The 25,516-nt window shown below is 67.2% G+C and carries 33 protein-coding genes and 1 tRNA gene; 26 read left to right on the forward strand and 8 right to left on the reverse strand.

Annotation, left to right across the window (positions count from 1 at the left end):
* Positions 1–7: 7 nt before the first annotated feature.
* The 3 genes from AC1DF3_RS23265 (at position 8) to AC1DF3_RS23275 (ending at position 2,159) form a co-directional block, all read left to right on the forward strand.
* Positions 8–661 carry a phosphatase PAP2 family protein gene (locus AC1DF3_RS23265; protein ID WP_286534352.1) on the forward strand — a complete coding sequence of 218 codons (654 nt, stop codon included), beginning with the start codon at positions 8–10 and terminating at the stop codon, positions 659–661.
* Positions 662–728: 67 nt separating this feature from the next.
* Positions 729–851 (forward strand): hypothetical protein, encoded by a 123-nt coding sequence (locus AC1DF3_RS23270; protein WP_286534350.1) that lies wholly within the window; start codon positions 729–731, stop codon positions 849–851.
* 219 nt (positions 852–1,070) lie between these two features.
* Complete coding sequence (locus tag AC1DF3_RS23275) at positions 1,071–2,159, forward strand: serine endopeptidase (RefSeq protein WP_478140983.1); 1,089 nt, start codon at positions 1,071–1,073, stop codon at positions 2,157–2,159.
* Here the strand turns inward: AC1DF3_RS23275 and AC1DF3_RS23280 are convergent.
* Positions 2,132–2,911, reverse strand: a complete 780-nt coding sequence (locus AC1DF3_RS23280; protein ID WP_286534349.1) for an SDR family NAD(P)-dependent oxidoreductase — start codon at positions 2,909–2,911, stop codon at positions 2,132–2,134. The two genes, AC1DF3_RS23275 and AC1DF3_RS23280, sit on opposite strands and share 28 nt — an antisense overlap.
* Before the next feature lie 89 nt (positions 2,912–3,000).
* On the opposite strand from AC1DF3_RS23280, the gene AC1DF3_RS23285 reads away from it, so the two are divergent.
* On the forward strand, positions 3,001–3,936 hold the full coding sequence (locus AC1DF3_RS23285) for an aldose 1-epimerase (protein ID WP_286534347.1): 936 nt from the start codon (positions 3,001–3,003) through the stop codon (positions 3,934–3,936).
* 11 nt (positions 3,937–3,947) lie between these two features.
* On the opposite strand, the gene tgt is transcribed toward AC1DF3_RS23285, so the two are convergent.
* Complete coding sequence (gene tgt / locus AC1DF3_RS23290) at positions 3,948–5,120, reverse strand: tRNA guanosine(34) transglycosylase Tgt (RefSeq protein ID WP_478140984.1); 1,173 nt, start codon at positions 5,118–5,120, stop codon at positions 3,948–3,950.
* The gene (gene queA / locus AC1DF3_RS23295) at positions 5,114–6,166 is read right to left on the reverse strand and encodes a tRNA preQ1(34) S-adenosylmethionine ribosyltransferase-isomerase QueA (protein WP_478140985.1); all 1,053 of its coding nucleotides are present in this window, start codon (positions 6,164–6,166) and stop codon (positions 5,114–5,116) included. Before queA ends, tgt begins: the two co-directional genes overlap by 7 nt.
* An 81-nt stretch (positions 6,167–6,247) precedes the next feature.
* On the opposite strand from queA, the gene recG reads away from it, so the two are divergent.
* From recG to ubiA, 4 genes are all read left to right on the forward strand, one after another.
* Entirely contained in the window at positions 6,248–8,350 is a 2,103-nt protein-coding gene (gene recG / locus AC1DF3_RS23300) for an ATP-dependent DNA helicase RecG (protein ID WP_478140986.1), read from the forward strand.
* A 59-nt stretch (positions 8,351–8,409) separates the two neighbouring features.
* The gene (locus tag AC1DF3_RS23305) at positions 8,410–9,375 is read left to right on the forward strand and encodes a LysR substrate-binding domain-containing protein (protein WP_286534342.1); all 966 of its coding nucleotides are present in this window, start codon (positions 8,410–8,412) and stop codon (positions 9,373–9,375) included.
* A gap of 83 nt (positions 9,376–9,458) precedes the next feature.
* Positions 9,459–10,052, forward strand: coding sequence for a Dps family protein (locus AC1DF3_RS23310; protein ID WP_286521990.1), 594 nt, complete (start codon positions 9,459–9,461; stop codon positions 10,050–10,052).
* A 49-nt stretch (positions 10,053–10,101) separates the two neighbouring features.
* Positions 10,102–10,971, forward strand: coding sequence for a 4-hydroxybenzoate octaprenyltransferase (gene ubiA, locus AC1DF3_RS23315; RefSeq protein ID WP_478141037.1), 870 nt, complete (start codon positions 10,102–10,104; stop codon positions 10,969–10,971).
* Between the two features lie 7 nt (positions 10,972–10,978).
* Here the strand turns inward: ubiA and proC are convergent, their stop codons facing one another.
* Together proC and AC1DF3_RS23325 are read right to left on the reverse strand one after the other, a co-directional pair.
* The gene (gene proC / locus AC1DF3_RS23320; protein WP_301806240.1) at positions 10,979–11,836 is read right to left on the reverse strand and encodes a pyrroline-5-carboxylate reductase; all 858 of its coding nucleotides are present in this window, start codon (positions 11,834–11,836) and stop codon (positions 10,979–10,981) included.
* Positions 11,833–12,990, reverse strand: coding sequence for an esterase-like activity of phytase family protein (locus AC1DF3_RS23325; protein ID WP_478140987.1), 1,158 nt, complete (start codon positions 12,988–12,990; stop codon positions 11,833–11,835). The genes proC and AC1DF3_RS23325 overlap by 4 nt, the downstream gene beginning before the upstream one ends.
* A gap of 265 nt (positions 12,991–13,255) precedes the next feature.
* Between AC1DF3_RS23325 and rplN the strand changes: the two genes are divergently transcribed.
* The 18 genes from rplN to AC1DF3_RS23415 all read left to right on the forward strand — a co-directional run bounded on the left by rplN (position 13,256) and on the right by AC1DF3_RS23415 (position 22,160).
* On the forward strand, positions 13,256–13,624 hold the full coding sequence (gene rplN / locus AC1DF3_RS23330) for a 50S ribosomal protein L14 (protein WP_068674584.1): 369 nt from the start codon (positions 13,256–13,258) through the stop codon (positions 13,622–13,624).
* A gap of 13 nt (positions 13,625–13,637) precedes the next feature.
* On the forward strand, positions 13,638–13,955 hold the full coding sequence (gene rplX / locus AC1DF3_RS23335) for a 50S ribosomal protein L24 (protein ID WP_286521994.1): 318 nt from the start codon (positions 13,638–13,640) through the stop codon (positions 13,953–13,955).
* A gap of 11 nt (positions 13,956–13,966) precedes the next feature.
* The gene (rplE, locus tag AC1DF3_RS23340; protein WP_028250827.1) at positions 13,967–14,506 is read left to right on the forward strand and encodes a 50S ribosomal protein L5; all 540 of its coding nucleotides are present in this window, start codon (positions 13,967–13,969) and stop codon (positions 14,504–14,506) included.
* A gap of 8 nt (positions 14,507–14,514) precedes the next feature.
* Entirely contained in the window at positions 14,515–14,820 is a 306-nt protein-coding gene (gene rpsN, locus AC1DF3_RS23345) for a 30S ribosomal protein S14 (RefSeq protein WP_286371088.1), read from the forward strand.
* A gap of 20 nt (positions 14,821–14,840) precedes the next feature.
* The gene (gene rpsH, locus AC1DF3_RS23350; protein WP_286521995.1) at positions 14,841–15,236 is read left to right on the forward strand and encodes a 30S ribosomal protein S8; all 396 of its coding nucleotides are present in this window, start codon (positions 14,841–14,843) and stop codon (positions 15,234–15,236) included.
* Positions 15,237–15,260: 24 nt separating this feature from the next.
* Entirely contained in the window at positions 15,261–15,794 is a 534-nt protein-coding gene (gene rplF, locus AC1DF3_RS23355; protein WP_286521996.1) for a 50S ribosomal protein L6, read from the forward strand.
* A gap of 14 nt (positions 15,795–15,808) precedes the next feature.
* On the forward strand, positions 15,809–16,174 hold the full coding sequence (gene rplR, locus AC1DF3_RS23360; RefSeq protein WP_286522277.1) for a 50S ribosomal protein L18: 366 nt from the start codon (positions 15,809–15,811) through the stop codon (positions 16,172–16,174).
* Positions 16,175–16,192: 18 nt separating this feature from the next.
* Complete coding sequence (gene rpsE / locus AC1DF3_RS23365; RefSeq protein ID WP_028250822.1) at positions 16,193–16,711, forward strand: 30S ribosomal protein S5; 519 nt, start codon at positions 16,193–16,195, stop codon at positions 16,709–16,711.
* A gap of 11 nt (positions 16,712–16,722) precedes the next feature.
* Positions 16,723–16,905, forward strand: a complete 183-nt coding sequence (gene rpmD / locus AC1DF3_RS23370) for a 50S ribosomal protein L30 (RefSeq protein ID WP_286371091.1) — start codon at positions 16,723–16,725, stop codon at positions 16,903–16,905.
* Positions 16,906–16,926: 21 nt separating this feature from the next.
* Positions 16,927–17,358: a 50S ribosomal protein L15 gene (gene rplO, locus AC1DF3_RS23375; protein WP_286506519.1), complete on the forward strand. Its 432-nt coding sequence runs from the start codon at positions 16,927–16,929 to the stop codon at positions 17,356–17,358.
* Positions 17,359–17,384: 26 nt separating this feature from the next.
* Positions 17,385–18,695: a preprotein translocase subunit SecY gene (gene secY / locus AC1DF3_RS23380; RefSeq protein WP_286506520.1), complete on the forward strand. Its 1,311-nt coding sequence runs from the start codon at positions 17,385–17,387 to the stop codon at positions 18,693–18,695.
* A 74-nt stretch (positions 18,696–18,769) separates the two neighbouring features.
* Complete coding sequence (rpmJ, locus tag AC1DF3_RS23385; RefSeq protein ID WP_038201958.1) at positions 18,770–18,883, forward strand: 50S ribosomal protein L36; 114 nt, start codon at positions 18,770–18,772, stop codon at positions 18,881–18,883.
* Positions 18,884–18,907: 24 nt separating this feature from the next.
* Positions 18,908–19,273: a 30S ribosomal protein S13 gene (gene rpsM, locus AC1DF3_RS23390; RefSeq protein WP_286371094.1), complete on the forward strand. Its 366-nt coding sequence runs from the start codon at positions 18,908–18,910 to the stop codon at positions 19,271–19,273.
* A gap of 9 nt (positions 19,274–19,282) precedes the next feature.
* Entirely contained in the window at positions 19,283–19,687 is a 405-nt protein-coding gene (gene rpsK / locus AC1DF3_RS23395; RefSeq protein ID WP_009124825.1) for a 30S ribosomal protein S11, read from the forward strand.
* 132 nt (positions 19,688–19,819) lie between these two features.
* Positions 19,820–20,443, forward strand: coding sequence for a 30S ribosomal protein S4 (rpsD, locus tag AC1DF3_RS23400; protein WP_478140988.1), 624 nt, complete (start codon positions 19,820–19,822; stop codon positions 20,441–20,443).
* A 125-nt stretch (positions 20,444–20,568) separates the two neighbouring features.
* Positions 20,569–21,558 carry a DNA-directed RNA polymerase subunit alpha gene (locus AC1DF3_RS23405; RefSeq protein ID WP_093382585.1) on the forward strand — a complete coding sequence of 330 codons (990 nt, stop codon included), beginning with the start codon at positions 20,569–20,571 and terminating at the stop codon, positions 21,556–21,558.
* A 105-nt stretch (positions 21,559–21,663) separates the two neighbouring features.
* Complete coding sequence (gene rplQ, locus AC1DF3_RS23410; RefSeq protein ID WP_286521998.1) at positions 21,664–22,065, forward strand: 50S ribosomal protein L17; 402 nt, start codon at positions 21,664–21,666, stop codon at positions 22,063–22,065.
* Between the two features lie 18 nt (positions 22,066–22,083).
* A tRNA-Met gene (locus AC1DF3_RS23415) sits at positions 22,084–22,160 on the forward strand.
* Positions 22,161–22,311: 151 nt separating this feature from the next.
* On the opposite strand, the gene AC1DF3_RS23420 is transcribed toward AC1DF3_RS23415, so the two are convergent.
* The 3 genes from AC1DF3_RS23420 to AC1DF3_RS23430 are packed head-to-tail and all read right to left on the reverse strand — an operon-like array spanning position 22,312 to position 25,513.
* Positions 22,312–22,707, reverse strand: coding sequence for a RidA family protein (locus AC1DF3_RS23420; RefSeq protein WP_286534337.1), 396 nt, complete (start codon positions 22,705–22,707; stop codon positions 22,312–22,314).
* A complete protein-coding gene (locus tag AC1DF3_RS23425) occupies positions 22,704–24,323 on the reverse strand; it encodes an AMP-binding protein (RefSeq protein ID WP_478140989.1) in 1,620 nt (539 codons plus the stop codon). Before AC1DF3_RS23425 ends, AC1DF3_RS23420 begins: the two co-directional genes overlap by 4 nt.
* Complete coding sequence (locus AC1DF3_RS23430; protein WP_478140990.1) at positions 24,320–25,513, reverse strand: acyl-CoA dehydrogenase family protein; 1,194 nt, start codon at positions 25,511–25,513, stop codon at positions 24,320–24,322. The genes AC1DF3_RS23425 and AC1DF3_RS23430 overlap by 4 nt, the downstream gene beginning before the upstream one ends.
* Between the last annotated feature and the right edge of the window lie 3 nt (positions 25,514–25,516).

Raw genomic sequence — 25,516 nt, forward strand, 5'->3', positions numbered from 1 at the left:
CCCGCCGATGCCCCATTTGCACGATCTCCTGCACGCGATCACCTGGTTCGGTGACAGCGGCTTCCTGCTGCCGGCCTCGCTCTGGATCGGCGTCTGGCTCGGAATTCGCAGCCCCACCCGGCCGCTGGCGTGGCTGTGGATCCTGCTGTTCGGCTTCGGCGGCAGCCTGATCGCCGCGTCGAAGATCGCCTTCCTCGGCTGGGGCATCGGCAGCGCCCGGCTCGATTTCACGGGCTTCAGCGGCCACACGGCGATCGCCGCCAGCGTCTGGCCCGTGGCCTGCTGGCTGGCGGTCTCGCGCCAGGGGCACCGCGCGCGGGTCGCGGCGGCCGTTTTCGGCTGGCTGTTCGCCGCCTTCATCGGCGCCACCCGGCTGGCGCTCGACGCCCATTCGTGGTCGGAAGTCATCGCCGGCTACGCGCTCGGCGTGGGCGTCAGCGCCACCTTCCTCTGGTGGCAGCATCGCATGCCGCACCCCCGCGTGAGCTGGGTGCTGGTGCTGCTGAGCCTGGCGACCCCCCTGTTCTTCCTGCAGCCCGGCACGCCGGCGCCGACCCAGAGCCTGCTCGAGAAAATCGCCGTGCGGCTGGCAGGGATCGAGCGGCCTTTCACGCGCGCCGACCTGCTGGCCGGCCGCCGGACGCCGCTTGGTATCGAATAGCGATACCGGCGGCGCAGGGTATCGGCACCACCGAAGGAATGGACCCGGGGCGTCCGATGGCCGGACCATGATCCGCCCACTTTCAACGGCGGACGAGAAGAATTCCATGAAGCTGTATCTGCTGACATTCCTGGTGGCCGCCTGCGCCGCCTGCACCCACCTCATCACGCCGGGCGGGAGCCCGTGGTGAGCCGCCAGATCACCAATTTCGGTCCTTACGAGCGGGAGTACCGGGAGCGGGTGCCGCGCTCGCAGCACCTGCTGCGGCTGGCGCTGCAGGGCGGGCTGACGGCCGCCGCCGTGATCGCGGCCGGCGTCTTCGTGTTCCCGATGGAGCGCAGGCCGGAGGCGGCCGTCGTCCAGAATCAGCCGGCCCGATTCAACCCCCCTTCAACAGAGGAAGATTGCAATGAGCAAGGCACTGCGCCTGTCCGAAAAGTGGTTTCGCCGCGGCCTGTGGGTGGTGGCGATTGTGTTCGCCAGCTTCCTGGTCGGGCTCGGTAGCACGATCGTCGGCGACCTGCCCCGGGTCGAGCACCGGATCGAGCTCGATGATTTCATCGACCGCGCGGCGGCCGACCCGCTGCGCACCACGGTGCGCGATGCCGAGCGCAGCGAGCAGCAGGCCGGGCGCGAGCGCGAGCAGGCCGAACTCAAGCTGGTCACGGCCCAGCAGGCCAGCCGGGCGGCGCGCGAGACCTTCGGCAACTGGCTCGCCACCCGCCGCGCCACCGCCCAGCCCGACCAGGACACCGAGCTGATCGCCCGCACCAGGGCGCTCGACGCCTTGAAGGCGAAGGAGGACGAGGCCGAGCGCGGCGTGGTGGCGCAGCGCCAGATCGCGCTCGACGCCCGGCAGTCGCGGCAGCGGGCCCAGCAGCAGCTGGCGCTGCTCGAGGAAGAAGCACGCAAACGGCTCGAGGCCGAGAACCACAAGGTCGAATTGCGGGTGTTCCTTTACCGGCTGGCGCTCACGCTGCCGTTGCTGGTGGTCGCCGGCTGGCTGTTCGCGAAGAAGCGCAAGAGCACCTGGTGGCCCTTCGTCTGGGGCTTCATCTACTTCGCGCTGTTCGCCTTCTTCGTCGAACTCGTGCCTTACCTGCCAAGCTATGGCGGCTACGTGCGCTATGTGGTGGGGATCGTGGTGACGGTGCTGGTCGGGCGCTACGCCATCCTGGCACTCAACCGCTACCTGGCACGGCAGAAGCTGGCCGAGGCCCAGCCGGAGACCGTGCGCCGCAACGAGCTGAGCTACGACACCGCGCTGGCTCGGCTGGCCAAGAGCGTGTGCCCGGGCTGCGAGCGTCCGGTCGACCTCAAGAACACCGAGATCGATTTCTGCCCGCACTGCGGCATCGGCCTGTTCGACCACTGCCGGGCCTGCGACGCGCGCAAGAGCGCCTTCGCCAAGTTCTGCCATGCCTGCGGGACCTCTGCCGCGCCAGACGCCACGGCGCTGCCGGGGCCGCTTCAGGTCCAGCCGGCGTCCACCACGTAGTCCTGGGCGCTGCACATCTTCGAATCGTCGGCGGCCAGGAACAGCGCCATGGCGGCGATGTCCTCGGCCATCACGCGGCCGGGCAGGCATTGGGCGGCGTCGATCTCGGCGTGCGACTCGGGCTTGACCCATAGCCGCAGCTGGCGCTCGGTCATGACCCAGCCCGGCACGATCGTGTTGACGCGGATGTTGGCCTTGCCCAGGTCGCGCGCCAGCGAGCGCGTCAGTCCGCGGGCGGCCGACTTGCAGGCCTGGTAGACCGGATAGCCGGCGCCCTTGATCATCCAGCTGATCGAGCCGAAGTTGATGATCGAGCCGCCGCCGAGCGCGCGCATGTCGTCGGCCACCGCCTGGGCGGCGAAGAACTGGTGCTTGAAGTTGACCGCGACCAGGCGGTCGAAATCCTCGCTCGTGACGTCGGCCATCTGGTGCCGGCGGTCGTTGGCGGCGTTGTTCAGCAGCACCTGGATCGGGCCGAAGCGCGCGCGCACCGCCCCGATGGCGGCCGCGAGCGCGGCCACGTCGGTGACGTCGCATTCAAGGAACAGGGGCGCGTTGCCGCCGCCGAGCTGCTGCGCCAGCGCCGTGCCGGCCGCGACGTCGAGGTCGCAGAAGCCGACCCGGGCGCCCTGCGCATGGAAGGCGCGCACCAGGCCCTCGCCGATGCCGGAGGCACCGCCGGAAATGAAGACGGTGCGTCCGGCCAGCGAAGGGTAGATGGCCGATGGGGCCGGGGAAGTCGATGTGGTCATGGGCAAATTCTGACCTCCCCGCGTGTCGCCCGCCACCCGCGTGGCCGAAAATAGCCGGCGTCCGCAACGCTTGACGAGGTGCCTTCCAAATGAGTGATGAGCAGACAGGCGCAGCCAGCCCCGCGGGCCTGGTTGAACTGGCCGCCGGCGCGATGCGGCTGCGGCTGGCGCCGCGCGTCGGCGGTGCCATCGCGGCGCTGCACGAGCAGCACGGCGACGAGCGGCTCGACTGGCTGCGGCCGGCCACGCCCGAAGACCTGGCGCGCGGCGATCCCTTCGCGATGGGCAGCTTCCCGTTGCTGCCGTGGTGCAACCGCATCCGCGACAGCCGGGCGCATTTCGGCGACCGCGAGATCGCCCTGGCCGCCGGCCACCCGGCGCGGCCGTCGGGCAAGCATGCGCTGCACGGGTTGGGCTGGCTGCGGCCCTGGCAGGTGGCCGAGGCCGGTCCGGCGCGGGCCCGCCTCGGGCTGGCCCGCGAGGCCGACGGGCAATGGCCCTGGGACTTCGAGGCCTCGCAGCTGTTCGAGCTCGATCCCGCGGGGCTGCGCTGCACGGTGGCCTTGACCAACCGGGATTCGGCGCCGATGCCCGCCGGCATCGGCCACCACCCGTACTTCCCGCACCGTCGCGGCACGCGGCTGCGGGCCGATACCGCGGCCATGTGGCGGGCCGACGCCGAGGTGATGCCGGTGTCGCTCGAAGCCGGCGCCGAGGTCTCGCGGCTGCGCGAGGGCGTGCTGCTGTCGGAACTGGATCTCGACAACAACTTCACGGGCTGGCAGCGCGAGACCCGGATCGAGTGGCCCGATGCCGCGCGCGTGCTGGTGCTGGCGGCCGATGCGCCGCTGGACTTCTTCGTTCTCTATTGCCCGCGCGGCGGCGACCACTTCTGCGCCGAGCCGGTGAGCCAGTGCACCGATGCGGTCAACCTGGCGGGGCGGCATGGGCCGCGGGAGATCGGCGGCGCGGTGCTGGCGCCGGGCCAGACGTTGTCGGGGTCGTGGACCCTGCGCCGCGCGTAAATCCGGCGGGCCTAGATCCCGCGCGCCCGGTCCGCCTTGAAGCGGACGCGGAATTCGGCAAAGGTGCCGGCATCGAGCGCCTCGCGGATCTCGCGCATCAGGTTCAGGTAGTAGTGCAGGTTGTGGATGGTGGTCAGCATCGGGCCCAGCATCTCACCGCAGCGGTCGAGATGGTGCAGGTAGGCGCGGCTGAAGCCGTCGCGGCCGCCGGCCTCCCACGGCACGCCGGAAGCGCCGGCGCAGGCGTGGCAGGTGCAGCTGGCGTCGATCGGCTGCGGATCGCTCTTGTGGCGGGCGTTGCGCATCTTCAGGTCGCCATAGCGCGAGAACAGCGTGCCGTTGCGCGCGTTGCGGGTCGGCATCACGCAATCGAACATGTCGACGCCCTGCGCCACGCCTTCGACCAGGTCCTCGGGCGTGCCGACGCCCATCAGGTAGCGCGGCTTGTGGGCCGGCAGCTTGTGCGGCGTGTGCGCCATGATCCGCAGCATCTCGTCCTTGGGCTCGCCGACGCTGACGCCGCCGATCGCATAGCCCGGGAAGTCCATCTCGACCAGCTGCGCCAGCGATTCCTCGCGCAGGTTCTCGAACATGCCGCCCTGGACGATGCCGAACAGGGCGTTGGGGTTGTCCAGCCGCGCGAATTCGGACTGGCAGCGCCTGGCCCAGCGCAGGCTGAGTTCCATCGACTTGCGCGCTTCGGCCTCGGTCGTGACGTGGCCGTCGACGTCGTAGGGCGTGCATTCGTCGAACTGCATCACGATGTCGCTGTTCAGGATGGTCTGGATCTGCATCGAGACCTCGGGCGTGAGAAACAGCTTGTCGCCGTTGACCGGCGATGCGAAGCGGACGCCTTCCTCGCTGATCTTGCGCATCGCGCCCAGCGACCAGACCTGGAAGCCGCCCGAGTCGGTGAGGATCGGCTTGTCCCACTTCTCGAACTGGTGCAGGCCGCCGAAGGCCGCCATGACGTCGAGGCCGGGCCGCATCCAGAGATGGAAGGTGTTGCCGAGGATGATCTGGGCGCCCATCTCGTGCAGGCTGCGCGGCATCACGCCCTTGACGGTGCCGTAGGTGCCGACCGGCATGAAGATCGGCGTCTGCACCACGCCGTGATTGAGCTTGAGGGTGCCGCGGCGCGCGTGGCTGGTCGGGTCGGTGGCGAGGAGTTCGAAGTTCAGCATGGTGCAGTAGGGGTTCTTGCGAGCAGCATCGCGTCGCCGTAGCTGAAGAAGCGGTAGTTCTCGCGGATCGCGTGGGCGTACAGCGCCATCACGCGCTCGTAGCCGGCGAAAGCGCTGACCAGCATCATCAGCGTGCTCTTGGGCAGGTGGAAGTTGGTGACCAGCAGGTCGACGTGCGCGAAGGCGAAGCCCGGCGTGATGAAGATCCGGGTGTCGCCCGCGGCCTCGCCGCTCTTCGCCCACGACTCGAGCGTGCGCACGGTGGTGGTGCCGACCGCGACCACGCGGCCGCCGCGCGCCTTGCACTCGGCGATCGCCTGCTGCGTCGCCTCGGGCACCTCGTAGCGCTCGGCATGCATCTGGTGCTGGGCGATGTCCTCGGTCTTGACCGGCTGGAAGGTGCCGGCGCCCACATGCAGCGTGACGTTGGCGCGCTGCACGCCGCGCGCCTCCAGCGCAGCCAGCAGCGCGGCGTCGAAGTGCAGCGCCGCGGTGGGTGCCGCGACCGCGCCGGGCACGCGCGCGAACACCGTCTGGTAGCGGCTCTCGTCGTCGGCCGAGTCGGTGTGGGTGATGTAGGGCGGCAGCGGCACGTGGCCGCAGCGCGCCATCAGCGCGTAGGGGTCTTCGCCCGCGGGGCTGTCGAAGCGGAAGCGGAACAGCGCGCCGTCCTCCTCGGGCCAGCGGCCCAGCAAGGTGGCCGCGAAGCCGCCCGCCATCGCCAGCGTGGTGCCGACCGGCGGCTTCTTGCTGACCTTCATGTGGGCCACCACCTCGGCGCCCTGCAGCACGCGCTCCACCAGCAGTTCGAGCTTGCCGCCGGTGGGCTTCTCGCCGAACAGGCGCGCCTTGACGACGCGGGTGTCGTTGAACACCAGCAGGTCGCCGGCGCGCAGCAGCGAGGGCAGCTGGTTGAAGATGCGGTCGACGGCCGGCGAGCCGGTGCCGTCGAGCAGGCGCGAGGCGCTGCGTTCGCTGGCGGGATGCTGGGCCACCAGTTCGGGCGGCAGGTCGAAATCGAAATCGGAGAGCGTGAAGGCGCGCATGGTGCTTGAGGGCCGGACGGGCCCGTGCCAAGGAGGCATGGGAAAAAGGGAGGGCGGCGAGGAGCCGGGCAGAATTGTCCCATGTCCGCCTTGCCCAAGTCTCCGCCGCCCGAAAAGCCCGCCGCCGCGCCCGGCACCGGCCTGAGCGTGGTGCAGCGGGCGCTGCGCAAGCTCGGCCTGGTGCGCGACATCGATTTCGCCCTCTACCTGCCGATGCGCTACGAGGACGAGACCCGGATCGTCCGGCTGGCCGACGTGCGCGACGGGGAGAGCGCGCAGATCGAGGCGGTGGTGACCGACAGCGAGGTCGTGTTTCGCCCCCGTCGGCAGCTGATCGTGACCGTCGACGACGGCAGCGACACCTGCCAGCTGCGCTTCTTCAATTTCTACCCTTCGCAGCAGAAGCAGCTGGCGGTCGGCGCCCGGGTGCGGGTGCGCGGCGAGGTGCGCGGCGGCTTCCTCGGACGCCAGATGATGCACCCGGCCGTCAAGGCCGCCGGCACCGCGCTGCCCGAGGCGCTGACGCCGGTCTATTCGACCATCGCCGGCCTGGCCCAGCCGATGCTGCGGCGCGAGGTGCGCGCCGGCCTGGCGCGGGCCGTGCTCGACGAGACCCTGCCCGCGGGCGCCGCGCCGCATGGCGCCTGGGAGCTGCGCCGGGCGCTCAACTTCCTGCACTACCCGGCGCCGGACGTGCCGATGGCCACGCTCGAGGACCACAGCCATCCGGCCTGGCAGCGGCTGAAGGCCGACGAGCTGCTGGCGCAGCAGCTCTCGCAGCTGCAGGCGCGGCGGGCCCGGGCGGCGCAGCGCGCGCCGGTGCTCGATGCGGCCGCGTCGGGCGCCTCCCTGCACACGGAACTGCTGGCCGCCTTGCCCTTCGCCCTCACCGGGGCGCAGCAGCGGGTCGGCGTCGAGATCACCCGCGACCTCGGGCGCGCGCTGCCTATGCACCGGCTGCTGCAGGGCGACGTCGGTTCCGGCAAGACCGTGGTGGCGGCGCTGGCGGCGGCGCGCTGCATCGATGCCGGCCACCAGTGCGCGCTGATGGCGCCGACCGAGATCCTGGCGGCCCAGCACTTCGGCAAGCTGGTCGGCTGGCTCGATCCGCTGCTGGCCGAGCGCGGCCTGCGCGTGGCCTGGCTCACCGGCAGCCAGAAAAAGAAGGAGCGCGACCAGATGTCGGCCGCGGTCGAGAGCGGCGAGGCGGCGCTGGTGATCGGCACCCACGCCGTGATCTCCGAGAAGGTAAATTTCAGGCGACTCGCGCTGGCGATCATCGACGAGCAGCACCGCTTCGGCGTGGCCCAGCGGCTGGCCCTGCGCGGCAAGGCGGTCGGCGACCTCGAACCGCATCTGCTGATGATGAGCGCGACGCCCATCCCCCGCACGCTGGCCATGAGCTACTACGCCGACCTCGACGTCTCCACGCTCGACGAGCTGCCGCCGGGACGCACGCCGATCGTCACCAAGCTGGTGGCCGACCACCGCCGCGACGAGGTCATCGACCGCATCCAGGCCCAGCTCGAGCAGGGCCGGCAGGTCTACTGGGTCTGCCCCCTCATCGAGGAGAGCGAGGCGGTCGACCTGCGCAACGCCACCGAGACGCGCGACGAACTGGCCGGCGCGCTCGGCGAGAAGGTCGGCGTCGGCCTGCTGCATTCGCGCATGCCCACCGCCGAGAAGCAGGCGGTGATGGAGAGCTTCACGGCCAACCGGCTGCAGGTGCTGGTCAGCACCACGGTGATCGAGGTCGGGGTCGACGTGCCCAACGCCTCGCTGATGGTGATCGAGCACGCCGAGCGCTTCGGGCTCTCGCAGCTGCACCAGCTGCGCGGCCGGGTGGGGCGCGGCGCCGCCGCCTCGGCCTGCGTGCTGCTTTATGCGCCGAACGAGGGCGGCCGGGTCGGCGAGGCCGCGCGCGCCCGGCTCAAGGCAATGGCCGAGACCGCCGATGGCTTCGAGATCGCCCGCCGCGACCTCGAGATCCGCGGTCCGGGCGAGTTCCTCGGCGCCCGCCAGTCGGGCGCGCCGCTGCTGCGCTTCGCCGACCTCACGACCGATGTCATGCTGCTCGACTGGGCCCGCGAACTGGCGCCGCAGATGCTCGACCGGGACCCGGCGCTGGCCGAAAAGCACGTCGACCGCTGGCTCGGCAGCAAGGCCGAATACCTGAAAGCCTGACGGCCTGCGCCCGCCGATGGCGCAGGCGATGCGTCCCTTGCGCATAATTGACGCAGACTATGACCCTCACCGAACTCAAATACATCGTTGCGGTCGCCCGCGAGCGGCATTTCGGCAAGGCGGCCGAGGCCTGCTACGTCTCGCAGCCCACGCTGTCGGTCGCCATCAAGAAGCTCGAGGACGAGCTCGAGGTCAAGCTGTTCGAGCGCAGCGCCGGCGAAGTCACGGTGACGCCGCTGGGCGAGCAGATCGTGCAGCAGGCGCAGAGCGTGCTCGACCAGGCGGCGAGCATCAAGGAGATCGCCAAGCGCGGCAAGGACCCGCTGTCCGGTCCCCTGAACCTCGGCGTGATCTACACCATCGGCCCCTACCTGCTGCCCGACCTGGTGCGCCAGAACATCGCTCGCACGCCGCAGATGCCACTGGTGCTGCAGGAGAACTTCACGGCCAAGCTGCTCGAGATGCTGCGCGCCGGCGAGATCGACTGCGCGATCATGGCCGAGCCCTTTCCCGACACCGGTCTCGCGATGGCCGCGCTCTACGACGAGCCCTTCATGGCCGCCCTGCCGGCGCACCATCCGTTGGCCGAGCGCGAGTCGGTGAGCTCCGACGAGCTCAAGAAGGAGACCATGCTGCTGCTCGGCACCGGCCATTGCTTCCGCGACCATGTGCTCGAGGTCTGCCCCGAGTTCGCGCGCTTCTCGAGCAACGCCGAGGGCATCCGCAAGAGCTTCGAGGGTTCCTCGCTCGAGACCATCAAGCACATGGTGGCCTCGGGCATGGGCGTGACGCTGGTGCCGCGGCTGTCGGTGCCGGCCGAGGCGCTCAAGCCGCGCGGCAAGGGCCGCAAGGAACCCGAGCAGATCGTGCGCTACCTGCCGGTGCGCGACACCCACGGCGGCGAGCCGCCGACCCGCCGCGTGGTGCTGGCCTGGCGGCGCAGCTTCACCCGCTATGAGGCGATCGCGGCGCTGCGCAACGCGATCTATGCCTGCGAGCTGCCGGGCGTCAAGCGCTTGTCCTGAGATAGAGTGCGGCTGTTGCGAAGCGGCCTCCGCTTGGCTCCCGCCCTCCTGCCGTCAACCTTCCTCTAGAAAGACCCGTCGCCATGGCCAAAGTCGTCAAGAAGCCGAAGTCGCCCGCCACCCCTGCACCGGCATCCTCCGCCGGCAAGGTACCGAAGAAAGGCGGCGTCAAGGTCGCCGAGGAATCGGGCAGCCGCAACGCGCCGATCATCAACATCGGCATCGACCGCCAGGACCGCGCAGCCATCGCCGAGGGCCTGAGCCGCGTGCTGGCCGACACCTACACGCTGTACCTGACGACCCACAACTTCCACTGGAACGTGACCGGTCCGCACTTCAACTCGCTGCACGCGATGTTCATGACCCAGTACACCGAGCTGTGGGGCTCGACCGACGTGATCGCCGAGCGCATCCGCGCGCTGGGCCATTACGCGCCGGGCTCCTATGCGGAGTTCAGCAAGATCGCCACCGTGCCCGACGTGCCGCAGACGCCGCCCAAGGCCATGGAGATGGTGCGCATCCTGGTCAAGGGCCACGAGACCGTGTCGCGGATCGCGCGCGAGTTCATTCCCGTGGCCGAGGAAGCGGGCGACGATCCGACCGCAGACATGCTGACCGCCCGCTGCACCGTGCACGACCAGACAGCCTGGATGCTGCGTTCGCTCCTTGAAGAATGATGCCTTGGCCGGGCCCGGGCAGGACGCCGGGCCGGCCGTCTCGACGCCCATGCCCGAGCCCCGCCGCACACGCCTCGCGCTCTACCTGGACCTGATCCGCTGGAACCGCCCGGCCGGCTGGCTGCTGCTGCTCTGGCCCACCCTCGGCGCGCTCTGGTTCGCCGGTGGCGGCTGGCCCGGATGGCACCTGCTGGTGGTCTTCGTCCTCGGCACATTCCTGATGCGCAGCGCGGGCTGCTGCATCAATGACGTCGCCGACCGCGACTTCGACCGCCACGTCAAGCGCACCGCGCAGCGGCCGGTGACGAGCGGCGCGATCTCGGTCAAGGAGGCGCTGGCGCTGGGCGCGGCATTGGCGCTGTGCGCCTTCGCACTGGTGCTCACCACCAACCAGGCGACGGTGCTGTGGTCCTTCGTGGCGCTGGCCGTGACGCTGGCCTATCCCTATGCCAAGCGATTCGTCTCGATCCCGCAGGCGGTGCTCGGCATTGCCTTCAGTTTCGGCATCCCGATGGCCTTCTCCGCGGTCCGGGGCGAGGTGCCGGCGCTGGCCTGGTGGCTGCTTGCGGGCAACCTGTTCTGGGTGCTGGCCTACGACACCGAGTACGCGATGGTCGACCGCGACGACGACCTGCTGATCGGCATGAAGACCTCGGCGATCACCTTCGGCCGCCTCGACGTCCCGATCGTGATGGCCTGCTACCTCACGTTCCTGGTGGTCTGGACCGCGATCGGCGCCGGCATGGGACTGGGCCCGGTCTTCTACCTGGCGATCGCCGCGGCCGCGGCGCAGGCGCTGTGGCACTGGCGCCTGATCCGCGACCGGACCCGCGAAGGCTGCTTCAAGGCCTTCCGCCTCAACCACTGGCTGGGCTTCACCGTGTTCGTCGGCGTGGTGGCGGGCTACGCCCTGCCTTGAATCGGGCTCAGCCCTTGCCGAACTCCGCGCCCAGCTCTTGGGCGCGCTGGTGCGCGGCACGGGCGGCGGCCTTGATCTTGCCGGCCACGTCGGCGTTTTCCATCGATGTGATCGCCGCGTAGGTGGTGCCGCCCTTGGAGGTCACGCGCTCGCGCAGCACCGCGGGCGGTTCGCTGGCGCTGGCGGCCAGTGCCGTGGCGCCCGAGAAGGTGCCGACCGCGAGCTGGTGGGCCTGCTCCGGCGTCAGGCCCAGCTCGATGCCGACCTCGGTCAGGGCCTCGATGAAATAGAACACGTAGGCCGGCCCGGAGCCGGAGATCGCGGTGACCGCGTCGAGCGCCTCCTCGGCGGCGACCCAGAGCAGTTCGCCGGTGGCGCCCAGCACCTGCTCGACCCGCTTTCGGCCCGCCGCGTCGACGGCTTCGCGAGCGAACAGCCCGGTCATGCCCTGGCCCACCAGGGCCGGCGTGTTGGGCATGGCGCGCACCACGCGCTCGGTGCCGAGCCAGCGCGCGATGCTGTCGGAGGGGATGCCGGCGGCGACGCTCAGGTGCACGGCGTCGGGTGCCAGGCCGCGGACCGGCTTGGCGGCCTCGGCGAAGCTCTGCGGCTTGACCGCCCAGACCACGAGCTCGCAGCGCGCCAGGGCCGCGCCGGCCTCGGCCTGGGCGACGATGCCGAAGTCGCGCGCCAGTCGCTCGCGGGCCTCGGCGAAGGGTTCGACCACCTCGAAAGTACTGGCCGGCGTGTCCTGCCGGATCAGCCCGGCGATGATCGCGCTGGCCATGTTGCCGCCGCCGATGAAGGCGATCGGGGGCAGGGGGGTCGGCTCCTGGCGGGGCAGGAAGGTGACTGCGATGTTCATGACTTGTCCGTGAATTCGAAGGCTGCGAACTGGGTGACCTGCAGGGGGTTGAAATTGTCGTCGCTCACCGCCACCAGCATCCGGCGGCCACCGGGCAGATCGGGACCCCAGCAGAGGCCCTCGGTGTTGTCCAGGCGCGAAAGCCCGAGCGCGGCGAAGTCCGCCACCCGTTTTTTCGGTACCGGACGGTGATTGTCGGGGGTCAGCGCGTCGAGGGCCAGGGTGTCGCTGGCGTCGCGGGTATCGATCTCGTAGAGCCGCAGCGAATTTCCGGCCCCGACCGCGTAGGCGCGCTCCAGCACCAGCATCCGGTGGGCGTCGATCATCAGCACCTCGCTCACGCCGTTGTCGGCGTGCGTGCCCGGCAGCAGGGGGCGCAGCGGGATCGGGTCGGGCAGGTAGGCGATCTGGCGCGTGGCCTGCCCGCTCGCCAGGTCGATCCGGGTGAAGCGGCAGGGGCCGCCGGGCGCGCGCAGCGTGGGCGGCGGGCCGTCCTGGCGCAGCGCGTTCTCCATCGCCACCCAGGCGTGGCGGCCGTCGGGCGTCAGGCCCAGGCCCTCCAGGCTCAGGTTGTCCCTGGGGCCGCGCTGGTTGCTGCGGTCGGCCGCGAACATCGGGGGCAGCGCGATCTCCCGCACCAGCGTCCCGTCGCGCCGCGACTCGTAGAGCGCGGGGCCGAAGCCGCGGGAGACGTCGCCTTCGCTGGTCCAGAGCAGCGTGCCGGTGTCCGGCCGCCAGCGGATGGCTTCGGGGTCGACCACCGGGATGCCGGGGCTGGCGGCGCGGCGAGCGGGCCAGGGGCTGCCGTCAGCCTGTCGCAGCCATGTGATGCCGGTGGCCTGCGGCGGCAGGCGCCCCTCGACGTCCCAGTGCGCACTATAGAAACGTGCCGGCGCGAGATCGGACCGGTCGTCGCTGAGGAGCAGGAATTCGCCCGTGGCCCGGTCGTAGTCGATGCCGGACAGCCCGCCGACGGTGCTGCCCTGGTAGTCCATGCGGTGGGGCCAGCGCGCCTCGGCCAGCAGCCGCAGTGCCTGGCCCTCTCGGGCGGCAGGCGGTTGGGCCACCCCGCTGCGGCAGGCCGCCAGGCCGGCGGCGATCGCGGCCAGCAGCAGGCGGCGGCGGGAAAAAGGCGTCGAAGGTCGGGCTGGCACGCCGCGAGTCTACGGGCTCGCGTCTTCGTCGAAGGGAGGGTGTTGACGTCCTGCCAAGACTATGCAACAATCGCGGGCTTCGCTTTTAAAGGATTAACTTTAGGGGCGACGAGTGTTTCTGCAAATTTTGCAGTTTCAAGTTTCAGCCCAATGGAAGCGCGCCGGAGTGGTTTCGGTGTGTGGACGACGGGCCCAAGACTGACCGCAGCGCTGCCATTCGGGATTGTCCGAGCCAGCAAACGGTACAAGTTGGGAATATCACGAAATGATCCAAACAGAATCTCGGCTCGATGTGGCCGACAACACGGGCGCGAAATCCGTCCTGTGTATCAAGGTGCTCGGCGGTTCCAAGCGGCGTTATGCCAGCGTGGGCGACGTCATCAAGGTCAGCATCAAGGAAGCTGCTCCTCGCGGTCGCGTCAAAAAGGGCGAGATCTACAGTGCAGTGGTGGTTCGCACCGCCAAGGGCATCCGTCGCGCCGACGGTTCGCTCGTCAAGTTCGACGGCAATGCCGCCGTGCTGCTCAACGCCAAGCTGGAGCCCATCGGCACCCGCATCTTCGGACCGGTCACGCGCGAACTGCGCACCGAGAAGTTCATGAAGATCGTGTCGCTGGCACCCGAAGTTCTGTAAGGACAACAACGCCATGAACAAGATTCGCAAAGGCGACCAGGTCATCGTGTTGGCCGGGCGCGACAAGGGCAAGCGCGGCACTGTGTCGCTGCGCAAGGATGATTCCCATCTGATCATCGAAGGCATCAACCTCGTCAAGAAGCACACCAAGCCGAACCCCCTCAAGGGTACGACCGGTGGCATCGTCGAGAAGGCCATGCCGATTCATCAATCCAACGTGGCGATCTTCAATGCCGCGACCGGCAAGGCCGATCGCGTGGGCATCAAGGTCACGGACGGCAAGCGCGTGCGCGTCTTCAAGTCCAGCGGCGAAGAAATCAAGCTGGCCTAAGGAGCATTCACATGGCACGCCTCCAACAACACTATCGCGAAAAAGTCGCGAAAGACCTGACCGAAAAGTTCGGCTACACCTCGCCGATGCAGGTCCCGCGCCTGACCAAGATCACGCTCAACATGGGCGTGGGCGAAGCAGTCGCCGACAAGAAGGTGCTCGACAACGCCGTTGCCGACCTCACCAAGATCGCCGGCCAGAAGCCCGTGGTCACCAAGTCGAAGAAGGCCATCGCCGGTTTCAAGATCCGCGAGAACCAGCCGATCGGCTGCATGGTCACGCTGCGCGGCGTCCAGATGTACGAATTCCTCGATCGTTTCGTGACCGTGGCCCTGCCGCGCGTGCGTGACTTCCGCGGTATTTCGGGTCGTGCCTTCGACGGCCGCGGCAACTACAACATCGGCGTCAAAGAGCAGATCATTTTCCCCGAGATCGAATACGACAAGGTCGATGCCCTGCGCGGTCTCAATATCAGCATCACGACGACGGCCAAGACCGACGAAGAAGCCAAGGCGCTTCTCGCTGGCTTCCGTTTCCCGTTCAAGAACTGAGGCGACCTGTGGCTAAAGCATCTTTGATCCAACGCGAACTCAAGCGCGACAACCTGGTCGCCAAGTACGCCGCGAAGCACGCCGAACTCAAGGCGATCGCCAACGACTTCAAGAAGAGCGACGAAGAGCGCGCTGCTGCCCGCCTGGGCCTGCAGAAGCTGCCGCGCAACGCGAACCCCACGCGCCAGCGCAACCGTTGCGAAATCACCGGTCGTCCGCGTGGCACCTTCCGTCAATTCGGTCTGGGCCGCGCCAAGATCCGCGAACTGGCATTCAACGGCGACATCCCCGGTGTCACCAAGGCCAGCTGGTAAGCCAGGCAGGAGCAAACAACATGAGCATGAGTGATCCCATTGCCGACCTGCTGACGCGTATCCGTAACGCGCAGATGGTGGCGAAGCCCACTGTGTCGGTCCCGTCTTCCAAGGTGAAGACCGCGATCGCGCAAGTCCTGAAGGACGAAGGCTACATCGACGGCTTCCAGGTCAAGACCGAAGCCGGCAAGTCCGAACTCGTCATCACGCTGAAGTACTACGCTGGCCGACCGGTCATCGAGCGCATCGAGCGTGTGAGCCGTCCCGGCCTGCGTGTCTACAAGGCAGCGCAAGCCATCCCGCAAGTTCAGAACGGCCTCGGCGTCGCCATCGTCACGACCCCCCAGGGCGTGATGACCGACCGCAAGGCGCGCGCTACCGGTGTCGGTGGCGAAGTCCTGTGCTACGTCGCCTGACCGAGACATCGAGGAGTCACTGAAATGTCCCGAGTAGGAAAAATGCCGATCGCCATCCCCGCAGGCGTGGATGTGTCGATCAAGGAAGACCAGATCAGCGTCAAGGGTTCGGGCGGTTCGCTCAGCCTGGCCCGCAACGCCCTGGTGAAAGTCGCCAACAACGACGGCAAGCTGAGCTTCGAGCCCGCCAACGATTCGCGTGAAGCGAATGCGCTGAGCGGCACGATCCGCCAGCTGGTGAACAACATGGTGGTCGGCGTGACCAAGGGCTTCGAGAAGAAGCTCAACCTGGTCGGCGTCGGCTTCAAGGCCGCGGCGCAAGGCGCCAAGCTGAACCTGCAGGTCGGTTACTCGCATCCGGTCAACAAGGACATGCCGCAAGGCATCACGGTGGCAACGCCGACCCCGACCGAAATCATCATCAAAGGTGCCGACCGCCAGCGCGTCGGCCAGGTCGCCGCTGAGATCCGTGCCATTCGTCCGCCAGAGCCCTACAAGGGCAAGGGCATCCGCTATGCGGACGAGAAGATCACGATCAAAGAGACCAAGAAGAAGTAAGGGGCAGCAAAATGATGTTGACCAAAAAAGCACAGCGCCTTCGCCGCTCGCGCCAGACCCGCATCCGCATTGCGACGCAAGGCGTGGCGCGCCTGACGGTGAACCGCACCAACCTGCACATCTACGCCACCGTCATCTCCGACGACGGCTCCAAGGTGATTGCCAGCGCATCGACGGCCGAAGCCGAAATGCGCACCGCACTGGGCGCTTCGGGCAAGGGTGCCACCGCAGCCGCGGCCACCGCCATCGGCAAGCGCATCGCTGAAAAGGCGAAGGCTGCCGGCGTCGAGAAGGTCGCCTTCGACCGCGCAGGTTTCGCCTATCACGGCCGCGTCAAGGCGCTGGCCGAAGCGGCCCGCGAAGCCGGCCTGCAGTTCTAACCGGACACGAGATTCAAAATGGCAAAGATTCAGGCAAGAACGCAGAACGAAGGCCCCGAGGACGGTCTGCGCGAGAAGATGATCGCGATCAACCGCGTCACCAAGGTGGTGAAGGGTGGTCGTATCCTCGGTTTCGCAGCACTCACCGTGGTCGGTGACGGCGACGGCCGCGTCGGCATGGGCAAGGGCAAGTCCAAGGAAGTGCCCGCTGCAGTGCAGAAGGCAATGGAAGAAGCCCGTCGCAACCTGGCCAAGATTTCGATCAAGAACGGCACGCTGCATCACCGCGTGACGGGCCACCACGGCGCCGCCTCGGTGGTCATGATCCCGGCCCCCAAGGGTACCGGCATCATCGCCGGCGGCCCGATGCGCGCCGTCTTCGAAGTCATGGGCATCACCGACATCGTGGCCAAGAGCCATGGTTCGTCGAACCCCTACAACATGGTCCGCGCCACCCTGGACGGCCTGAAGAACTCGACGACCGCGTCAGAAGTCGCTGCCAAGCGCGGCCTGACCGTCGAAGAACTCTTCGCCTGAGGAGCAGCAACATGACGCAACAACAAACCGTCAAGGTGCAATTGGTCAAGAGCCCGATCGGCACCAAGGAATCGCATCGCGCCACCGTGCGCGGCCTGGGCCTGCGCAAGCTCAACAGCGTGAGCGAGCTGCAGGACACGCCCGCAGTGCGCGGCATGATCAACAAGATCAGTTATCTGGTCAAAGTGCTCTAACCGGCACCGAGAGAGACGCATATGGAACTCAATGGCATCAAGCCGGCCGACGGCGCCAAGCATGCAAAGCGCCGTGTCGGTCGCGGCATCGGCTCGGGCATCGGCAAGACCGCAGGTCGCGGTCACAAGGGTCAGAAGTCGCGTGCGGGCGGTTTCCACAAGGTGGGCTTCGAAGGCGGTCAAATGCCTCTGCAGCGTCGCCTGCCGAAGCGCGGCTTCAAGTCGCAACTGCTCAAGTACAACGCTGAAGTCACGCTGACCGCTCTCGAGCAGCTCGGTCTGGCCGAAGTGGACCTGCTGGCACTGAAGCAAGCCGGTCTCGTGGGCCAGATCGCCAAGGTCGTCAAGGTCATCAAGACCGGCGAACTGACCAAGGCCGTCAAGCTGACGGGCATCGGTGCGACCGCGGGCGCCAAGGCCGCGATCGAAGCCGCCGGCGGCAGCATCGCCTGAACACCCTGGACTGAAAGAAGTTCTTCGTGGCAACCAACGCGGCAACGCTCGCAAAAACAGGCAAGTTCGGTGACCTCCGTCGCCGGCTCGTCTTTTTGCTGCTCGCGCTCGTGGTCTATCGCATCGGAGCTCACATTCCGGTGCCGGGCATCAACCCGGACCAACTGGCGCAGCTGTTCCAAGGTCAGCAGGGCGGCATCCTGAGCCTGTTCAACATGTTCTCGGGCGGTGCGCTGTCGCGCTTCACCGTGTTCGCGTTGGGCATCATGCCGTACATCTCCGCGTCGATCATCATGCAACTGATGACCTACGTGGTGCCGACCTTCGAGCAGCTCAAGAAAGAAGGCGAAGCCGGCCGGCGCAAGATCACGCAGTACACCCGCTACGGTGCCCTGGCACTGGCCCTGTTCCAGTCCTTCAGCATCGCTGTCGCGCTCGAGTCCTCGGCCGGCCTGGTCATCGCACCCGGCTTCGGCTTCCGCATCACGGCCATGGTCAGCCTCACGGCCGGCTCGATGTTCCTGATGTGGCTCGGCGAGCAGATCACCGAGCGTGGCCTGGGCAACGGCATCTCGATCCTGATCTTCGCGGGTATCGCGGCGGGGCTTCCGAACGCCATCGGCGGTCTGGCTTCGCTGGTGACCACCGGTGCGATGAACCCGATCGTTGCGCTCTTCATCATCGCGGTGGTGGTCCTGGTGACCTACTTCGTGGTGTTCGTCGAACGCGGCCAGCGCAAGATCCTCGTGAACTATGCGCGGCGCCAGGTCGGCAACAAGGTCTACGGCGGCCAGTCGTCGCACCTGCCGCTGAAGCTGAACATGGCCGGCGTGATCCCGCCGATCTTCGCTTCGTCGATCATCCTGCTGCCGACCACGGTGGTGGGCTGGTTCAGCACCGGCGAGAGCATGCGCTGGATCAAGGACATCGCGAGCGCGCTGCAGCCGGGTCAACCGATCTACGTGCTGCTGTACGCCACCGCGATCGTGTTCTTCTGCTTCTTCTACACGGCGCTGGTGTTCAACAGCCGCGAAACCGCCGACAACCTGAAGAAGAGCGGTGCGTTCATTCCGGGTATCCGCCCGGGTGACCAGACCGCACGCTATATCGACAAGATCCTGGTTCGACTGACGTTGGCCGGCGCGGTGTACATCACCTTCGTCTGCCTGCTGCCGGAGTTCCTGATCCTCAAGTACAACGTGCCGTTCTATTTCGGCGGCACGTCCTTGCTGATCATCGTGGTCGTGACGATGGACTTCATGGCCCAGGTGCAGAACTACATGATGTCGCAGCAGTACGAGTCGCTGCTGAAGAAAGCCAACTTCAAGACATCGTAGTCACGGGTCTTAGAGCGCAATGAATTTTCAGGCGAATGGTTCGCCGAGTTGAACAAGAGTTTTAGGAGAATGAAATGAGAGTTTCGGCTTCGGTCAAAACCATCTGCCGTAATTGCAAGATCATCCGCCGCAAGGGTGTGGTGCGTGTGATCTGTACCGACCCGCGCCACAAGCAGCGCCAGGGTTGATTGTTAGAGATTTAGAGGACGCACATGGCACGTATTGCTGGCATCAACATTCCGCCGCACAAGCACGCTGAAATCGGCCTGACCGCCATTTTCGGCATCGGTCGCACTCGCGCACGCAAGATCTGCGAAGCGAGCGGCATCGACTATGCGAAGAAGATCAAGGATCTGACCGACGCCGATCTCGAGAAGATCCGCGACCAGATCGCTCTCTTCACCATCGAAGGTGACCTGCGTCGCGAAACGACGATGAACATCAAGCGTTTGATGGACATCGGCTGCTATCGCGGCTTCCGTCACCGCCGCGGCCTGCCGATGCGCGGCCAGCGCACGCGCACGAATGCCCGTACCCGCAAGGGTCCGCGCAAGGCAGCGCAGTCCCTGAAGAAATAAGGATAGACCATGGCTAAAGCTCCTGCCAACAACGCGGCACAACGCGTTCGCAAGAAGGTTCGCAAGAACGTTGCGGACGGTATTGCCCACGTGCACGCCTCGTTCAACAACACGATCATCACGATCACCGATCGCCAGGGCAACGCCCTGTCGTGGGCATCGTCGGGTGGTCAGGGCTTCAAGGGCTCGCGCAAGTCGACTCCGTTCGCTGCGCAGGTCGCTTCCGAAGTCGCCGGCCGCGCCGCGGTCGAGCAAGGCATCAAGAACCTCGACGTCGAGATCAAGGGCCCGGGCCCCGGTCGCGAATCGTCGGTGCGCGCGCTGGCCGCGCTCGGCATCCGGATCAACTCCATCGCCGACGTGACCCCGGTGCCGCACAACGGCTGCCGTCCGCAGAAGCGCCGTCGCATCTAAGGCGACAGCGCCCGGCGCAGCCTGCTTCACGGCGGCTGCGCATTTTTTGTTTTTATCGAAGCCCACCGCCGTCGGCACGCCGCCGATGGCTCCCGCAGTTCCGCTGCGGCAGATGACACAGAAGGAAATCACGTGGCACGCTACCTCGGCCCCAAGGCCAAACTCTCCCGCCGCGAAGGCACCGACCTGTTCCTGAAGAGCGCCCGCCGCTCGATCCAGGACAAGTCGAAGTTCGACTCCAAGCCCGGCCAGCACGGCCGCACCTCGGGTCAGCGCACCTCCGACTTCGGCCTGCAACTGCGTGAAAAGCAGAAGGTCAAGCGCATGTACGGCGTGCTCGAGAAGCAGTTCCGCCGCTACTTCGAGGAAGCCGATCGCCGCCGTGGCAACACCGGCGCGAACCTGCTGTTCATCCTCGAATCGCGCCTGGACAACGTCGTCTATCGCATGGGCTTCGGCTCGACGCGCGCCGAAGCACGCCAGTTGGTGTCGCACAAGGCGATCACCGTGAACGGCCAGTCGGTCAACATCCCGTCGTACCTGGTCAAGACCGGCGACGTGATSGCTGTCCGCGACAAGTCGAAGAAGCAGACCCGCGTGGCCGAAGCGCTGCAGCTGGCCGCCCAGGTGGGCATGCCGGCATGGGTCGACGTCAACGCCGACAAGGCGGAAGGCACCTTCAAGAAGGTCCCCGATCGCGACGAATTCGCTGCCGACATCAACGAATCGCTGATCGTCGAACTCTACTCGCGTTAAACAGAGGATAACGAGGCGCTTTGCGCCTCGTCCTTGTCATTTTTGTTCCCGCCGGGGCTGCGCCCCGCGGGCGCTTCACCAGCCTTACCGGTGTAACGAGCCGGGGGTATTGAGAGGAAGTCTGCATGCAAACAACCCTGCTGAAACCCAAGACCATCCAGGTCGAGCAACTCGCGCCCAACAAGGCGAAGGTCACGCTCGAGCCGTTCGAGCGCGGCTACGGCCACACGCTCGGCAATGCACTGCGTCGCGTCCTGCTGTCGTCGATGGTCGGCTATTCGGCCACCGAAGTCACGATCGCCGGCGTGCTGCACGAGTACTCGTCGATCGATGGCGTGCAGGAAGACGTCGTCAACATCCTGTTGAATCTCAAGGGCGTGGTGTTCAAGCTCCACAACCGCGATGAAGTCACGCTGAGCCTGCGCAAGGACGGCGAGGGCCCGGTCACCGCTTCGGACATCCAGACGCCGCACGACGTCGAGATCATCAACCCCGACCACGTGATCGCCCACCTGTCGCAAGGCGGCAAGCTCGACATGCAGATCAAGGTCGAGAAGGGCCGCGGCTACGTGCCCGGCACGATGCGCCGCTACGCCGACGAGCCGACCAAGTCGATCGGCCGGATCGTGCTGGACGCTTCGTTCTCGCCGGTCAAGCGCGTGAGCTACACGGTCGAAAGCGCCCGTGTCGAACAGCGCACCGACCTCGACAAGCTGCTGGTCGAAATCGAGACCAACGGTGCGATCACCGCCGAAGACGCGGTCCGCGCCTCGGCCAAGATCCTGGTGGAACAACTGGCTGTGTTCGCCCAGCTCGAAGGCGGCGAACTCGCGGCGTTCGACGCCCCGGCACCGCGCAGCGCCCAGCAGTTCGACCCGATCCTGCTGCGCCCGGTCGACGAACTCGAACTCACGGTGCGTTCGGCCAACTGCCTGAAGGCCGAGAACATCTACTACATCGGCGACCTGATCCAGCGCACCGAGAACGAGCTGCTCAAGACCCCGAACCTGGGTCGCAAGTCGCTCAACGAAATCAAGGAAGTGCTCGCCTCGCGCGGCCTGACCTTGGGCATGAAGCTCGAGAGCTGGCCGCCGGCCGGTCTCGATAAGAGATAATTGAGGATAACAAGGCCTCCTTCGGAGGCCTTGAACTTCTGATTTAGGTGAACGTTCAGTACCTGATACGGCTGGACGAATTTAAAAGGTAAAGGAAAACACACCATGCGTCACGGTCACGGACTCCGCAAACTCAACCGCACCAGCTCGCACCGCCTCGCGATGCTGCAGAACATGATGAACTCGCTCATCGAGCATGAGGCCATCAAGACCACGCTGCCCAAGGCCAAGGAACTGCGCCGCGTCATCGAACCGATGATCACCCTGGCCAAGAAGCCGACGGTCGCCAACAAGCGCCTCGCCTTCGACCGCCTGCGCGACCGCGACATGGTCGTCAAGCTGTTCGGCGAACTCGGCCCGCGCTACCAGGCACGTCCCGGCGGCTACACGCGCATCCTGAAAATGGGTTTCCGCGTCGGCGACAACGCACCCATGGCCCTGGTCGAACTGGTCGATCGCCCCGAAGTGACAGAATCTTCGGACGACTCGCAAAACGCCGCAGAATAGTATATAATTCCATCTTGCCGCGCGATGGAGCAGCCTGGTAGCTCGTTGGGCTCATAACCCAAAGGTCGCAAGTTCAAATCTTGCTCGCGCAACCAAATTCCCGATAACCCCAAAAAGGTTGTCGACGAAGCAAAAAAGCCCACTTTCGAGTGGGCTTTTTTGCTTTCGGACCTTCGGACGTTTGGGTTTTTGGAATTCACGGCCCCGCGAAGCTGCGGGACCAGCCCGCAGGTCTCGCCCCCTGAATCAGTCCGGGATGACCGCCGTGACCTCGATCTCGACCTTGGCCCGCGCCTCGACCAGCCTGGCCACCTGGACGCAGGTCATCGCCGGGAAATTGCGGCCCACGGCCTCGCGATACACCGGCCCCAGCTCGCCGAGGCGGCTGTTGTACTCGTCGCGGTCGGTGATGTACCAGGTCATGCGCACCATGTGCTCCGGGCCTGCGCCGGCCTCGCGCAGCACCTCGACGATATTGCGCAGCGCCTGGCCCGTCTGCGCGATGAAATCGTCGGTCTCGAATTGCTGCTGCGAATTCCAGCCGATCTGGCCGCCGACGAAGATTTGCGTGCCGCGCGCGGCAATGCCGTTCGCATAGCCCTTGGGGGGCAGCCAGCCTGGAGGTTGAAGGTGCTTCATCATGTCATTTGCCTCAATTTGAATCTCTGGAGTTTTCCGGTCTCGGTGCGTGGCAGGTTGGCCACGAAGGTAATTTCCCGCGGGTATTTGTACGGTGCGATGGTGGCCTTGACGTGCTCCTGCAGCGCCTTGGTCAGCGCCGCGTCGCCCGTGTGTCCGGGCTTGAGGACGCAGAACGCCTTGACGATCATGCCGCGCTCTTCGTCGGGCTTGCCGATCACGCCGCACTCGGCCACCGCCGGATGCTTGAGCAGCGCATCCTCGACTTCCGGGCCGCCGACGTTGTAGCCGGCGGTGACGATCATGTCGTCGGCGCGCGACTGGTAGAAGAAATAGCCGTCCTCGTCCTCGACGAAGGCATCGCCGGGGTAGTTCCAGCCGTTGCGTACGTAGTCGGCCTGCCTCGGATCGTCGAGGTAGCGGCAGCCGACCGGGCCGATGATCGCCAGCTTGCCGACCGTGCCGCGCGGCACCTCGTTGCCCTCTTCGTCGACGATCTTCGCCGTGAAGCCGGGCACCGCCTTGCCGACCGCGCCGCGCCGCACTTCGTCGCCGGCGGCCGAGATGTAGATGTGGAAGACCTCGGTGCCGCCAATGCCATCGACCATCTCGAGTCCGGTCGCCTGCTTCCAGAGCTGCCGTGTGGCGTCGGGGAGCGCTTCGCCGGCGCTCACGCTGATGCGCAGGCTCGGCACGCCGGCGGCCTTCGCGAAAGGCGCCATCTGCCGGTAGAAGGTGGGCGCCGTATAGCAGAGGGTGGCGCCGATGTCGCGGATCACCTGGACCATGGTCTCGGGCGTGTAGGGCTTGTCGTGGAAGTACACCGAGGCGCCGGCCCACATCGGAAACACCAGCAGGCCGCCGAGCCCGAAGGTGAAGGCCAGTGGCGGCGAGCCGATGACGATGTCTTCGCTGCGCGCCTTGAGCACGTGGCGCGGCCAGGTCTGGCACATCGCGAGCACGTCGCGGTGGGTGGTGACCGGGGCCTTGGGCTTGCCGGTGGTCCCGGAGGTGAAGGCCAGCAGGGCGATGTCGTCGGCGGCCGTGGGGCAGGCCTGGAACACGCCGTTCTTCGCGGCGGCCCGGGCGGTGAGCGAATCGGGTGCGTCGAGCTGATTGAAGGCGACGATGGTGCGCAGCACCGGATGGGCCTGCTGCGCGGCCAGCAGCTCGTCGAGCAGCTTGCCTTCGCAGAGCGCGACCGTGGGTTGCGCCTTGTCGATGATCTCGCCGAGCTCCTTGGCCCGCAGCAGCGGCATCGTGGCGACCGCGATCAGGCCGGCCTTGACCACGGCCAGCCAGGCCAGCGCCATCGCGATCGAATTGCCGCCGCGCAGCAGGACGCGGTTGCCCGGCACCAGCCGCAGGTCCTCGGTCAGCACCTGGGCGATGCGATTGACCTCGACGGCAGCTTCGGAATAGGTGAGCGTGCGGCCGGGGGAGCGCAGCATCGGCTTGTCCGCAAAGCCCTTGGCGGCCGCCTTGTCGAGCAGTTCCTCGACCAGGTTCAGCTGGTCGGGCAGCTGCAGCTCGGGCAGCTCGTAGCGGAAGATCGGCAGCTGGTCCGACGGCGGCAGGCGGTCGTGCACGTAGCGATCGGTTTGTGCACTGCGGCTCATGGATTCCTCAGCACGGCCTTGCCGATGATCAGTTGCTGGACTTCGGTCGCCCCCTCGTAGATGCGCAGCGAGCGGATGTCGCGGTAGAGGCTCTCGACCTTGGTCCCGACCTTGACGCCGAGGCCGCCGTGCATCTGCAGCGCCATGTCGATCACGCGGCTGGCGTTCTCGGTGGCGCACATCTTGGCCATCGCGGCGGCGGAGGTCAGGTCGCCGACGGCGGGTGCTCCGCGGCGCTCGCTGTCGTCGCGCATCCAGGCTGCGCGGTAGGTCAGGAGCGCGGCGCTGTCGATCAGCGCCGCCATCTCGCCGAGCTTGGCTTGGGTGAGCTGGAAGTCGGCCAGGGTCTGGCCGAACATCTTGCGCTTCTGGGCATGCTGGATGGCTTCGGCGAGGGCTCGCCGCGCCATGCCGAGCGCCGCACCCGCCACCGAGGCGCGGAAGATGTCGAGCGTGCGCATCGCCAGCTTGAAGCCGCCGTTGAGCTCGCCGAGCTGGGCCGTGCGCGGCACCGTGCAACCGTCGAAGCGCAGGGTCGCGAGCGGATGCGGCGCCATCACCTCGATGTGGGCCGAGGTGTCGAGACCGGGTGTGCTGGCGTCGACGATGAAGGCGGTGATGCCGCGCGAGCCGGCGGCCGGATCGGTCTTGGCGAAGACGCAATAGAAGTCGGCGATGCCGCCGTTGCTGATCCAGGTCTTCTCTCCCGTGAGGCGCCAGCCGTCGGCGGTCGGCTCGGCGCGCATCGCCATCGCGCCGACATCGGAGCCGGCCTCGGGCTCGCTGAGCGCGAAGGCGGCGATCTTGTCGCCGCGTCCGACCGGCGCCAGGTAGCCGGCCTGCTGCGCGGCGCTGCCGGCGAGCGTGATGGCGCCGCTGCCCAGCCCCTGCATCGCGAAGGCGAAATCGGCCAGCGGCGAGTGGAAGGCGAGGGTCTCGCGCAGCAGCACCAGTGCGCGCGAGTCGAGGCGCTCGAGCGCGCCGCCCGAGGCGGCGGGCACGCAGTAGCGCAGCCAGCCGCCGTCGCCGAGCCGGCGCACCCAGTCGCGGCAGGCGGCGCGATCGTCGCGCTCGTCGACCGCCTGGGCCGCGGCCCAGGGCAGCAGCTCGCGGGCGAGGGCCCGGTGCGCCTCGTCGAAGAAGGGCAGCGCGAGATGCGCCGTCGAGGGATCTACAGCGGATGCGGCCATGCG

The sequence above is a fragment of the Variovorax sp. 10N432 genome, from assembly GCF_056394465.1.